The sequence below is a fragment of the Streptomyces griseorubiginosus genome (assembly GCF_036345115.1).
GTDB lineage: Bacteria > Actinomycetota > Actinomycetes > Streptomycetales > Streptomycetaceae > Streptomyces > Streptomyces griseorubiginosus_C.
On sequence record NZ_CP107766.1, the window covers coordinates 8,849,180 to 8,861,200 of the forward strand.

10 protein-coding genes and 2 pseudogenes are annotated in these 12,021 nt (G+C 72.3%); 8 read left to right on the plus strand and 4 right to left on the minus strand.

Going from position 1 to position 12,021, the window contains the following annotated elements; genetic code table 11:
- The first annotated feature begins 19 nt into the window (after nucleotides 1-19).
- The 3 genes from OHN19_RS39850 to OHN19_RS39860 all read left to right on the plus strand — a co-directional run bounded on the left by OHN19_RS39850 (nucleotide 20) and on the right by OHN19_RS39860 (nucleotide 3,788).
- A complete protein-coding gene (locus OHN19_RS39850; RefSeq protein ID WP_330268875.1) occupies nucleotides 20-949 on the plus strand; it encodes a glutaminase in 930 nt (309 codons plus the stop codon).
- An 83-nt stretch (nucleotides 950-1,032) separates the two neighbouring features.
- Complete coding sequence (gene mptB / locus OHN19_RS39855; protein WP_330268876.1) at nucleotides 1,033-2,436, plus strand: polyprenol phosphomannose-dependent alpha 1,6 mannosyltransferase MptB; 1,404 nt, start codon at nucleotides 1,033-1,035, stop codon at nucleotides 2,434-2,436.
- Nucleotides 2,433-3,788: a glycosyltransferase 87 family protein gene (locus OHN19_RS39860; RefSeq protein WP_330268877.1), complete on the plus strand. Its 1,356-nt coding sequence runs from the start codon at nucleotides 2,433-2,435 to the stop codon at nucleotides 3,786-3,788. Before mptB ends, OHN19_RS39860 begins: the two co-directional genes overlap by 4 nt.
- An 83-nt stretch (nucleotides 3,789-3,871) precedes the next feature.
- Here OHN19_RS39860 and OHN19_RS39865 read toward each other — a convergent pair.
- A pseudogene (locus OHN19_RS39865) lies at nucleotides 3,872-4,708 on the minus strand (D-alanyl-D-alanine carboxypeptidase family protein); the annotation flags it as partial.
- 92 nt (nucleotides 4,709-4,800) lie between these two features.
- Nucleotides 4,801-5,613 carry an IclR family transcriptional regulator gene (locus OHN19_RS39870; protein ID WP_330268878.1) on the minus strand — a complete coding sequence of 271 codons (813 nt, stop codon included), beginning with the start codon at nucleotides 5,611-5,613 and terminating at the stop codon, nucleotides 4,801-4,803.
- 200 nt (nucleotides 5,614-5,813) lie between these two features.
- On the opposite strand from OHN19_RS39870, the gene OHN19_RS39875 reads away from it, so the two are divergent.
- Genes OHN19_RS39875 through OHN19_RS39895 form a run of 5 tightly spaced genes read left to right on the plus strand, consistent with a single transcriptional unit; the run spans nucleotide 5,814 to nucleotide 9,737 of the window.
- The gene (locus tag OHN19_RS39875) at nucleotides 5,814-6,608 is read left to right on the plus strand and encodes a transporter substrate-binding domain-containing protein (protein WP_330268879.1); all 795 of its coding nucleotides are present in this window, start codon (nucleotides 5,814-5,816) and stop codon (nucleotides 6,606-6,608) included.
- 21 nt (nucleotides 6,609-6,629) lie between these two features.
- Nucleotides 6,630-7,367: an amino acid ABC transporter permease gene (locus tag OHN19_RS39880; protein WP_330268880.1), complete on the plus strand. Its 738-nt coding sequence runs from the start codon at nucleotides 6,630-6,632 to the stop codon at nucleotides 7,365-7,367.
- Nucleotides 7,367-8,017: an amino acid ABC transporter permease gene (locus OHN19_RS39885; RefSeq protein WP_330268881.1), complete on the plus strand. Its 651-nt coding sequence runs from the start codon at nucleotides 7,367-7,369 to the stop codon at nucleotides 8,015-8,017. Before OHN19_RS39880 ends, OHN19_RS39885 begins: the two co-directional genes overlap by 1 nt.
- Entirely contained in the window at nucleotides 8,014-8,772 is a 759-nt protein-coding gene (locus tag OHN19_RS39890) for an amino acid ABC transporter ATP-binding protein (protein ID WP_330268882.1), read from the plus strand. Before OHN19_RS39885 ends, OHN19_RS39890 begins: the two co-directional genes overlap by 4 nt.
- Before the next feature lie 47 nt (nucleotides 8,773-8,819).
- Nucleotides 8,820-9,737, plus strand: coding sequence for a sugar kinase (locus OHN19_RS39895; protein ID WP_419249588.1), 918 nt, complete (start codon nucleotides 8,820-8,822; stop codon nucleotides 9,735-9,737).
- Here the strand turns inward: OHN19_RS39895 and rho are convergent.
- Both rho and OHN19_RS39905 read right to left on the minus strand, forming a co-directional pair.
- Nucleotides 9,734-10,870 (minus strand): transcription termination factor Rho, encoded by a 1,137-nt coding sequence (rho, locus tag OHN19_RS39900; RefSeq protein ID WP_330268884.1) that lies wholly within the window; start codon nucleotides 10,868-10,870, stop codon nucleotides 9,734-9,736. The two genes, OHN19_RS39895 and rho, sit on opposite strands and share 4 nt — an antisense overlap.
- A gap of 225 nt (nucleotides 10,871-11,095) precedes the next feature.
- A pseudogene (locus OHN19_RS39905) lies at nucleotides 11,096-11,922 on the minus strand (class I SAM-dependent methyltransferase).
- Nucleotides 11,923-12,021 lie beyond the last annotated feature (99 nt).

Here is a 12,021-nt window from a genome sequence, read left to right on the forward strand (position 1 = left end):
CGGAGGCACAATAGTGATCATGACAACGACGTCGTCGCTGACCTTCCAGCCGGTCCTGGAGCGCATCGCCGAGGAGATCTCCCGCACCCCCGTCCGCGGCCGCGCCGCCGACTACATTCCCGCGCTCGCCGCCTGCGACCCGCGCAGTTTCGGCATGGCCGTCGCGGAGCTGGACGGCACGGTGTACGGGGTCGGGGACTGGCGGGAGCCGTTCTCCACGCAGTCCATCACCAAGGTCTTCACCCTCGCGCTGGACCTGGCCCGCGAGGGCGACGAACTCTGGGAGCACGTGGGCCGGGAGCCCTCCGGCAACCCCTTCAACTCCCTGGTGCAGCTGGAGTACGAGAACGGCATCCCGCGCAACCCGTTCATCAACGCGGGCGCCCTCGTCGTCACCGACCGCCTGCACAGCCGTACCGGAGACGCGGCGGGCGCACTGCTGTCCTTCCTGCGCGAGGAGAGCGGCAACCCGGAGCTGGGCTTCGACGAGGAGGTCGCCGCCTCCGAGTCGGCGCACGGTGACCGCAACGCGGCGCTGGCCCACTTCATGGCCGCGTACGGCAACATCGACAACGACATCCCCGCCCTGCTCGACCAGTACTTCCGCCAGTGCTCGATCCGGGCGTCCTGCGCCGACCTGGCCCTCGCCACCGGCTTCCTGGCCCGCCACGGCATCCGGGCCGACGGCACCCGCCTCCTCACCCAGAGCCAGGCCAAGCAGATCAACGCGATCATGCTGACCTGCGGGACGTACGACGCGGCGGGCGACTTCGCCTACCGGGTGGGCCTGCCCGGGAAGAGCGGTGTGGGCGGGGGCGTCATCGCGGTGGTGCCGGGCCGCTGCACGCTGTGCGTGTGGAGCCCGGGTCTGGACGAGCGCGGCAACTCGGTGGCGGGAGTGGCGGCCCTGGACAGGTTCACCACGCTGACGGGTCTCTCGGTCTTCTAGCGGGGGCACCCGACCACGCAGCGGTCACACCCCGGTCTCCGCCAGGTCGCCTTCCAGCCACCCGGCACTGTCACGCTGCCGATGTGTTGGCCAACGTTTCCGTCGATCTTCGCCGCTGCCAGATCCTCGGTCTGGTCGGCACCGCGTTCCTCGCCGCGGGTGGTGAGACCGCGGGAGCCCTCCCCGTACGCGAACTCCTCCAACCGGCCTCGCCGCAAGCGGCACTGGGCCTGGTGGGCGCCTACTTCGGTGTCGTGCTCCTGATCGCGGCCTGGCTGCTGCTCGGCCGCCTGGTCCGCGACCCCGCGACGCGGCCCGGCACCCGTGAGCTCATGGCCGTCCTCGTCCTCTGGTCGGCCCCGCTGCTGCTCGCGCCGCCCCTGTTCAGCCGGGACGTCTACAGCTACCTCGCCCAAGGCGCCATGGCCGACGCCCACATGGACGTCTACACCCACGGCCCCGCCCTCCTCGGCGGCCCCCTCGCCGACGAGGTCGCCCCCGTGTGGCGCGACACGGCCGCCCCGTACGGGCCCGTGTTCCTCGGCCTGGCCTCCGCCCTCGTGAAGGCGTCCCGCGGTGAGCTCCCCGCCGGTCTGTTCGGGATGCGCCTCGTCGCCCTGCTCGGGGTGGCGCTCATGGCGGCAGCCCTGCCCCGGCTCGCCCGGCACAGCGGCGCCGACCCGGCCGCCGCGCTCTGGCTCGGCGCCCTCAACCCGCTCGTGCTGCTCCACCTGGTCGCGGGCGCCCACAACGACGCCGTCATGCTCGGTCTGCTCGGCCTCGGCCTGGTCGCCGCGCTGGGCCGGCGGCCGATCCTGGGCGCCGTCCTCGTGACGCTCGCCGCACTGGTCAAGGCACCCGCCGTGCTCGGGCTCGCGGCGATCGTCGTCCTGCGGATCCAGGCCGGCGACCATCCGGCGAGAGCCGTGGGGACGGCCGCCGCGTCGGCCGCCGCCACCACGGTCGCCGCGACGGCCGTGGCGGGCACCGGCTACGGCTGGATGGGCGCCCTGGGCACCCCCGTCTCCACCGGCAACTGGGCCCTGACCAGCCTCCTCGGCCGCGCCACCGCGGCCCTGCTCAAGCGGCTCGGCAGCGACCTGGCCCCGCTGGCCGTACCGGCCTGGCACGCCCTCGGCGTCGTCCTGGCGGTCGCCGTCATCGCCTGCATATGGCTGCGTCTTCGCCCCCGGCCCGTCTACGCCCTCGGCCTGAGCCTCGCCACCGTCGCCGCCCTCGGCCCCGCGATCCGCCCCTGGTACGCCCTGTGGGGACTGTTCCTCATAGCTGCCGCCGCGCCCAGCGCCTCGGTACGGCACCGGGTGGCCGCCGTGACGGGAGTGCTCGCCCTCGCCACCCTGCCGAGCGGCGGCCCGGCCGACGGCGGCCAACTGGTCCTGGCCGTCTCGGGCGGTGTGCTCGCCCTGGTCGTGCTCGTCCAGGCCCACCAGACCGCGCGTACGGCGGCGACGGGACACCCGGCATGAGGGCGCCGGCCACGGACCGCGGTCGGCTGGCGCTGGTCCTGGCCCTCGCCGTCGCGGTCACCGTGTTCACGGCAACCGTGCCGCTCCTGCGCGACTGGTTCGACCTGCGCGTCTACCACGGAGCCGTCGACACCTGGATCCACCACGACGGACGGCTCTACGACTACCGGGTGCCGGGGACGCCGTACGGCTTCACCTACCCGCCGTTCGCCGCCGTCGCCATGCTGCCGATGGCCCTGCTCGGACTGCGCACCGCGATCGCCGTCGGCCTGCTGCTCAACCTGGCCGCGCTGGCCGTGGTCGTGCGCCTCCTCACCGGCCGGGCCTGGCGGCGGTACGGCTGGTACGGCTGCGCGCTGGGCGCCTGCGCGCTCGCGCTGTTCGAACCGCTGCGCGACACCTTCAGCTTCGGCCAGGTGAACCTCCTGCTGCTGGCCCTCGTCCTCGTCGACGCCTGGCTGCTCGCGACCGGCCGGGAACGCCTGGCCGGCATCGGGATCGGTCTGGCCGCCGCCGTGAAGCTCACACCGGCCCTCTTCATCGGTCTGCTCCTGGTCGCCGGGCGCCGGCGCCCGGCGGCGGTCGCCACGGGGGTGGCCCTGGCGGCGACGGGGTTCGCGGCCGTCGTGGCCCCGGACGCCTCGCGTTTCTACTGGACCGACGCGATGTGGGACACGACCAGGGTGGGCCGCCTGGACTACGTCTCCAACCAGTCGCTGCAGGGCGTCCTGGCCCGGCTCGGCGAGACGGACCGCGCGGTGTGGGCGGTGACCGTGCTGCTGACCCTGGGCGTGTGGGCCGTACGGGCCCGGCGGGCCGCGGCGGCGCGGGACTGGACGGCCGCGTTCGCACTGACCGGACTGACCGCCTGCCTCGTCAGCCCGATCACCTGGGTCCACCATCTGGTGTGGCTGCTGCCCTCGTTCGCGGTCCTGGTGCGCGCGGGGCACCCGCGGATCGCGGGCGCCCTGTACGCCGTGCTGTGCACCAGCCTGGTGTGGCTGTGGTTCGACGACGCGTCCGGCGTCGACGGCTTCCTCGGCAGCGACACGTACACGTGGATCACCCTCGGTCTGCTGCTGTGGCTGCCGGCCGGTCAGCCCCGGGCCGACCGCCCGAACCGGGACCGCAGCGCCAGAGCCGTCGAGCCCGCCCCGAGCCCGGCCGCGGCCAGGATGGCCCAGGTCTCCAGCCAGCCGGGCCCCTCGGCCCGCGGTGACACGGCCGCCGCGACCGGCACGGCCTCGGGCCCCGGCCTGGGCCGTACCCGCAGCGCGTCCAGGGAGCCCACCGGATCGACCCGCCCGCCCGCCGCGAACCCCCAGTCGAGCAGGTCCCGCGCCTCCTCGTAGACCGTGAAGCCGCCGCCGGACTGCGGGTTCATCACCGTGACGACGAGGGTGCGGTCGCCCCGGCGGGCGGCGGCCACGAGCGTGTTGCCCGCGTGGGTCGTGTAGCCGTTCTTGATGCCGATCAGCCCGTCGTAGCGGGCCACGCCGTTGGCGCCGGTCAGCAGCCGGTTGGTGTTCTGGATTCCGTACGACCATCCGCCCCGGCCGGGGAAGGTGGCCGTTGCGGTGCCGCAGTACCGGGCGAAGTCGGCGTTGCGCAGCCCCGCCCGGCCGAAGACCGCGAGGTCGTACGCCGAGGAGACCTGGCCCGGGGTGTCGTAGCCGTCCGGGGAGCGGACGTGGGTGTCGCGGGCACCCAGTGCCCTGGCCTTGGCCTGCATCCGGACGGCCGCCGCGCGCCAGCCGCCGCTGAGCCGCGCGAGGACGTGCACGGCGTCGTTGCCGGAGTTGAGGAAGACCCCGCGCCACAGGTCGGCGACCCGGTAGGTCCGGCCCTCGGCGACCCCGACCAGACTGCTGCCGGGCCCGATGCCGGCCAGGTCCTGCGGCTGGACCGTGTGCCGGAGCCCACCGGGCAGCGTCGGCAGCACGGTCAGGGCGAACAGTGTCTTGAGCGTGCTGGCGGGGGGCAGCTTGCGGTGGGCGTCGTGGGCCGCGAGCACCTCCCCGCTGTGGGCGTCGGCCACCACCCACGACAGTGCGGAGACGTCCGGGAGCCGGGGTGCGCCGCGGTGCGGGCGGACCTGGGTGCCGGAGCCGTAGAGGAGGGCGGGTGACACGGCCGTGGTGCGTGGCCCGCTGGGCGCGTCGGGTCCGGAGCCCGTGTGCGCGGCCGCCGTGGCGGGGGCGAGCACCAGCAGGCCCGTCATGCACAGGGCGCAGGTCGGGACGGCCATCCGGGAGGGAAATCCGATTGTCATACCGCAAAGCTAGAAACGGACCCGCCTCTCACCGCGCTGCCCGGGCCGAGGAGCGCCCCCGAGCACCCGGTTGCCGCACACCGTCCGGTGTGTCAGCCCTGTGCGGGCTCCGGTGCCGTGCCGCCCAGGTCCGCGGTGATGGTGCGGGTGGCGGACATGAGCAGCGTGCCCAGTTCGGGGAGCCGTTCGCGGGTGACCCGGGTCGCGGGGCCCGAGATGCTGACCGCCGTGGTGACCGCGCCGGTGTGGTCGTGGACCGGCGCGGCGACGCACCGGATGTCCTGCTCGTTCTCGACGTCGTCGACGGCGTATCCGCGCTCCCGGATGCGGTCGAGTTCGGCGAGCAGTTGGTCGGGGGTGGTGATGGTGGTCGGCGTGCGGGCCGGCATGCCCGCCGCCATCACCGCGTCGACCACGTCCGCCTTGGCGTGGGCGAGGAACACCTTGCCGGTCGCCGTGCAGTAGGCGGGCAGCCGGCCGCCGATCCGGGAGTGCATGCGGACCGCCCGCGGGCTCTCCACCTTGTCGATGTAGACGATCTCCGGCGGGTCGAAGCTCACCAGATGGACGGTCTCTCCGCTCTCCTCGGCCAGCCGGTGCAGGGCGGGGGAGGTGATCCGGCGGGTGTCGCGTCGCTCCAGGTAGGCCTGGCCGAGCAGCGCGTTGTGCGGGCCGAGGCGGTAGCGGCCGGACTCCGGGTCCTGGTCGACCAGCCGCACGTCCTTGAGCGGGGCGACGAGCCTGAGGACGGTGCTCTTGCTCAGCTCCAGTCCGGTGGCGAGGTCGCTGAGGGTGGCGCCGTGCGGATGGCTGCGGTCCTCGGCCAGGTACATCAGGATGCCGAGGGCGCGGCGCAGGGAGGACGAGGCGTTGCGGCGGGGTGCGGAGTCGTCGGCGGTGACCATGCGGGCATCCTAACGTGCTGCATAGCAAAACGCAGTATCACATATTGAAATCAATGGTTGACGGTCCCGAAAACCCAGGGCTAGCTTCTGCGCAACGCATTACGAAACGTTGTTTTGCAATGCAGAACCCGTCCCCCGAAGGGTGTCCCCTCATGAGATTTCGCCACCGTACCCGGCCGTTGATGGTGATTTGTGTCAGTGTGACCGGTGCCGCACTTCTGTCCGCGTGCACCTCCGCCGCCGGCTCGACCGGCTCGTCCTCCGCCGCGCAGTCCTCCACCCTCCAGGAGGTCGTCAAGCGCGGCACGCTCAACGTGGCCAGCTGTCTGACGTTCCCGCCGTTCGGCTCGACCAGCAAGGCCAACAAGCCGCAGGGCTTCGACGTCGACGTGGCCACCGCCATGGCCACCGCCCTCGGCGTCAAGGTGAAGATCGTCGACACGACCTCCGCCAACCGCATCCCCAACCTCCAGACCAAGAAGGTCGACGCGGTCGTCTGCAACTTCACCACCACCGCCGAGCGGGCCAAGCAGGTCTCCTTCAGCGACCCGTACATCGTCGCGGGCGAGGTCATGCTGGTGAAGAAGTCCAGCGGCATCTCGACCCTCAAGGACCTCACCGGCAAGACCGTCGCCGTCACCAAGGGCTCCACCAACGGCGACGCCGTCAAGGCCGGCAACCCCCAGGCGAAGATCCAGGAGTACGACACCTCCTCCGCTGCCGTCCTCGCGGTCAGGCAGGGCCAGGCCGACGCCATGGTCGAGGACTCCAACTTCCTCAACTACCAGGCCAAGCTGGACCCCTCGCTCAAGGTCACCAAGGACTCCGTCGTCCCGCTGGAGTACAACGGCATCGGCCTCCCGCTCGGCGACGCCACCTGGATCCAGTGGGTCGACACCTGGCTGCGCGAGTTCAACACCTCCGGCCAGGCCGACGCGCTCTACAAGAAGTGGTTCGGCGTCAGCCGCAGCTTCCCGCTCAACCCCTCGTACTGAACGGCCCGTTGAGGAGTACCCATGCTCACCGACTGGACGTACGCCCTGAGGGACTGGACCACCTACGTCGACGCGGCCTGGCTCACGCTGCGCCTGTCGCTGGCCGCCTTCGCCCTGGCGTGCGCCCTCGGCCTGCTCGGCGCCGCCGCCCGCAGATCCCGTCACCGGGTGCTGCGGGCGGTCGCGGCCGTCTACGTCGAGGTCATCCGCAACACCCCTGTCCTGCTCCAGATGTTCGTCGCCTACTTCGCGCTCCCGTCCGCAGGGCTCCGGCTCACCCCGGTCCAGGCGGGCGTGTTCGCCCTCGGCGTCAACGTCGGCGCCTACCTCACCGAGATCTTCCGTGCCGGCATCCAGGCCGTGCCGCGCGGCCAGCGCGAGGCGGCCCGTGTCCTGGCGTTGAGCCCGTCCCGTGCCTTCGCCCACGTGGTGCTTCCGCAGGCGCTGCGCAACGTCTACCCGGCCGTGGTCAACCAGCTCGTCCAGATCATCCTGGGCTCCTCGCTGCTGTCGGCGATCTCGGTGCCCGAGCTCACCGGCACCTCGATGGTCATCAACTCCCGCACCCTGCTGACCGTCCAGGTCTTCGGCATCGCGGCCATCCTCTACCTGATCCTGACCAACCTGGTCGTGTTCGCCGCCGGGTTGGTGGGCCGGGTGGCCTTCAAGCCGCCGCTGCGCCCCGCCGCCGTACGCCCACGGCCGCTGGACCACGTACGACGGCTGCTGCCGGCCCTTCCGCGCCGTAAGGAGGCCTGATGGACTGGTCGATCGTCTCCGACAACCGCGACCTCTACCTCTCCGGACTGTGGGCCACGGTCCAGCTGTCCCTCGCGGCCATCGTCACCGCCACGGTCACCGGACTGCTCGTCGCCGCCGTGCGCACCAGCCGGATCCCGGTCCTGGCCCAACTCGCCCGCGGCTACCTCGAGGTGTTCCGGGGCACCCCGCTGCTGATCCAGATGCTGTTCATCTACTTCGGCGCGGCCTACCTGAGCGGCTTCGGCATCACCGTCTTCGGTGCCGCGCTGCTCGCCCTCACCCTCTACCAGGGCGCCTACATCGCCGAGATCTTCCGCGCCGGCATCGAGGCCGTCCCGCGCGGTCAGTGGGAGGCCTCGCGCGTCCTCGGGCTCGGGCGGGTGCGGACCTTCCTGAGCGTGATCCTGCCGCAGACCCGTGCGATCGTGCTGCCGCCCCTGGTCGGCCAGTACCTCTCCCTGATCAAGGACACCTCGATCGCCGTCGTGATCGGCTACGTCGAGCTGGTGCGCCAGGGGCAGGCCGTCATCGACCGCGTCGGTGACCCCGGCACCTCCTATCTCGCCGTCGCCGTCCTGTACTTCGTCATCTGCTATCCGCTGTCGGTCCTGGTACGGCGGATGGAGAGAAAGGCCGTCCTCGCATGACCAGTACCCTCACCGACCGGCAGACCGCGAGCGTGGCCCTGACCGGCGTGCACAAGAGCTTCGGGAACCTGGAGGTCCTCAAGGGCGTCGACATCGACGTCGCACCCGGAGAGGTCGTCGTCCTCATCGGCGCCAGCGGCTCCGGCAAGTCCACCCTGCTGCGCATCATGTGCGACCTGGAACGCGCCGACAGCGGCGAGGTCTGGGTCAACGGCGTGCCGTTGCACGACCGCAAGCGCGCGCCCGAGATCTTCGGCCATGTCGGCATGGTCTTCCAGCAGTTCAACCTCTTCCCGCACAAGACAGCCCTCGGCAATGTGACGCTGGCGCTGCTCAAGGTGCGGGGGCTCGGCAAGGCGGAGGCGGAGAAGCGCGGACGCGAGGTGCTCGCCCGGGTCGGGCTCGCCGACAAGGCGGACTCCTACCCGGCGCAGCTCTCCGGCGGCCAGCAGCAGCGCGTCGCCATCGCCCGAGCCCTCGCCATGGACCCGGCGATCATGTTCTTCGACGAGCCGACGTCCGCGCTCGACCCGGAGCTGGTCGGCGAGGTCACCGGCGTCATGCGCTCGCTCGCCGAGGAGGGCATGACGATGGTCGTGGTCACCCATGAGATGCGGTTCGCGCGGGACACCGCCGACCGGGTCGTCTTCATGGACGGCGGGGTCGTCCTCGAACAGGGCCCGCCGGAGCAGGTGTTCGGCAGCCCCGCCGAGGCACGCACCCAGCAGTTCCTGCACCGGGTGCTCGACACGTGAGGACACGCGACAACGCCCCGCCCGATGTCGTCTGCGTCGGCGAGACCATGGCCGTCCTCGTCCCGCCCGACGAGGAGCCCCTGGAACGCCAGCGCGTCCTGCGCCTGGACGTGGGCGGCGCCGAGTCCAACGTGGCCTGCGGGCTGGCCGCGCTGGGGCACCGCGTGGCCTGGGTCAGCCGCGTCGGCGACGATCCGCTCGGCCGCCGCGTCCTGGCCGAACTCAGGGGCCGGGGTGTCGACGTCGGCGGGGTCGCGACCGACCCGGACCGGCCGACCGGCGTGTACTTCAAGGACACCGGCCCGGCGGGCACCGGCACCTACTACTACCGCAGGGGTTCCGCGGCCACCCGCATGGGACCGGACCTCGCGGCGGCGTGCCGGGCCCGGCTGCTGCACCTCAGCGGTATCACGGCGGCCCTGTCGGACAGTTGCGCGGAACTGGTCACGGAGATCGTCGTACGCCGGGCCGTTCCCGGCGCGACCGTCTCCTTCGACGTGAACCACCGCCCCGCCCTGTGGCGTCACCGGGACCCGGCGACGGCCCTGCTGGAACCCGCCCGCCACGCCGACATCGTCTTCGTCGGCCGGGACGAGGCGGAGGCCCTGTGGGGCACCGCCCGGCCGAAGGAGATCCGCGACCTGCTGGCCCCCGCCCCGGTCGTCGTCGTGAAGGACGCGGAACACGGGGCCACGGCGTACACCGCCGCCGGTGAGGAGGTGTTCGTCCCCACGCCCGACTCACGGATCGTCGAACGCGTCGGTGCCGGCGACGCCTTCGCGGCCGGGTATCTCGCGGCCCACCTCGAAGGCCGCCGCACGGAGACCGCGCTGCGCCTGGGCCATGTGATGGCCGCCGCGGCCCTCGCGACCGGCGGCGACGTGCCCACGGCCCCCGACCGGGCCCGAGCCGACCGTCTGCTCGATCTCGACGAGCAGGAGTGGGCGGCTCTGCGCCTGGGTTAGCAGGCCGGCAGCGTCGGCTGGATGCGGCGCAGGAACGTGGCGTTGTCCGGGGTCTCGCGCATCCGCTCCAGGAGGGTCTCCAGGTTGGCCTGGCCGTCCCGGGTCTGGAGCGCCCGGCGCAGACCGTGGACGGTCGCCAACTCGGTGGGCGGCAGCAGGAGTTCCTCGCGGCGGGTGCCGGAGGGGTTGACGGCGACGGCCGGGAAGACCCGGCGGGAGGCGAGTTCGCGGTCCAGGCGCAGCTCCATGTTGCCGGTGCTCTTGAGCTCCTCGAAGTAGAAGTCGTCGGCACGCGAACCGGTCTCCACCAGGGCGGTGGCGAGGATGGTGAGCGAGCCGCCCTCCTCGGCGAGCCGGGCGGCACCGAAGAACTTCTTCGGCCCGATCAGCGCGGTCGCGTCGACACCGCCGCTGAGGGTGCGGCCGTTGCCGGGAGCGGCGTTGTTGTGGGCCCGGCACAGCCGGGTCAGCGAGTCGAGCAGGATCACGACGTCCTCGCCGGCCTCGACGAGCCGCTTGGCCCGCTCGATCACCAGCTCGGCGAGCGCGATGTGCTGCCTGGGCGCGCGGTCGAACGTCGAGGCGTACACCTCGCCGCGCACGGAGCGCCGCATGTCGGTGACCTCCTCGGGGCGTTCGTCGAGGAGAAGCACCATCAGGCGGCACTCGGGGTGGTTGCCGGCGACGGCCGCCGCGATCTGCTGGAGCAGCACGGTCTTGCCGGTCTTGGGCGGCGCCACGATCAGCCCGCGCTGCCCCTTGCCGACGGGCGCGATCAGATCGGCGACCCGCCCGGTGAGCCCGGAGGCCGGGTGTTCGAGGCGGATCCGCTCACGCGGGTGCAGCGGGGTCAGGTCGCGGAAGTGGCGGCGGTTCCGGTCGGGGACGCGGCCGCCCACCCGGGCGACCTCGGTGAGGGCGCGCCGGTCGCCGTACACCCCGTCGATGAGGTCGCCCTTGCGCAGGCCGTGTCGACGGACGAGCGCGGGGGAGACCTGGGGGTCGGAGGGCGTCGGCAGCAGGTCGGCGGCGCGGAGATGGCCCTTGCCGTTCGCGTCGATGTCGAGCACGCCGGTGACGGCCCGGACCGGGGTCTGCTGCTGGGTCGGGGGGTTCTGGAGTGTGGTGGTCATGAGGTGGTCCTTTCACGGACACAGGGCATGGGACATGCGGAAGGAAGGGGAGAGCCGCGCACGGTGGGAAGGCGGACATGGCGCCTTCGGGCGGCGGGAGACAGCACCTCGAGAACGACGAGGTGGTGTGGAGAAGCCGGTACACCGACCGGCGAAAGAAGGAGAACTGGCACCGGCGCCCTGACGGGGCGTACACAAGTGCTAGCAGGACCGTACCACGACGGCTCAGCGTGTGGCGAGGAGTCCGTACAGCAGCGGGATCCGCGGCTCGGGGAGGCGCCACCAGCCGGACGGCGTACGCACCATCCGCGACCAGCGCGGCCAGGGCAGCTCGTCGCTCTCGCGGAGCCGGCGGACGCCCAGTCCCGCCGCTGTCAACGCGCCCACGACCTCTCCTATTCCGTGCATCCACTCGACGCTCTCGGTCGCGCCCTCGACGGCCGGGCCGTCGGTGTAGGTGTGGGTCGCGTCCCGGTGCACGGGTCCGTCGCCGCCGAGGTAGTCGTGGCGCAGCACGAGCTCCGGCCCCTCTCCCGGAGCGGGCTTCGGGCCCAGGGAGTTGAGGAGTGGATGGAACTCGACGATGTACAACAGGCCGCCGGGGCGCAGCAGTTCGGCGACCACCGCGGCCCAGCGCTCCAGGTCCGGCAGGTAGCAGAGCGCGCCCTTGCCGGTGTACACGACGTCGAACCGCCGTCCCTCCAGTGCCTCGACGGCGTCGTACACATTGGCCCGCACGTAGTCGGCCTCGACGCCCGCCTTCGCCGCGATGTTCCGCGCGGCCGCCACCGACGCCGCCGAGAAGTCGAGCCCCACCGCCCGGGCACCGCGGCGGGCCAGCGCGAGGGTCTCGGTGCCGAGATGGCACTGGAGGTGGAGCACGTCCCGGCCGGTGAGGTCGCCGAGGTCCTCCCACTCGAAGGCGGCGAACCAGCGCTCGGGATCGAGGTCCTGGTCGAGGCCGTAGAACCGGCTGGCGAGGTGGACGGGGGTGCGGGCGTCCCAGTGGCCTGGTTGACCCGCATCAGCCGCGCGTGCTCGTCGGAGGTCATGCCCCCATCCAACCGTGAACCCGGCAGCGGCGCGCCGCGTGCCGGAAGCCCCTCGAATTTTTCTCGGTGCCGGTGTCGATTCGCGCCGGTGCCGTTCGT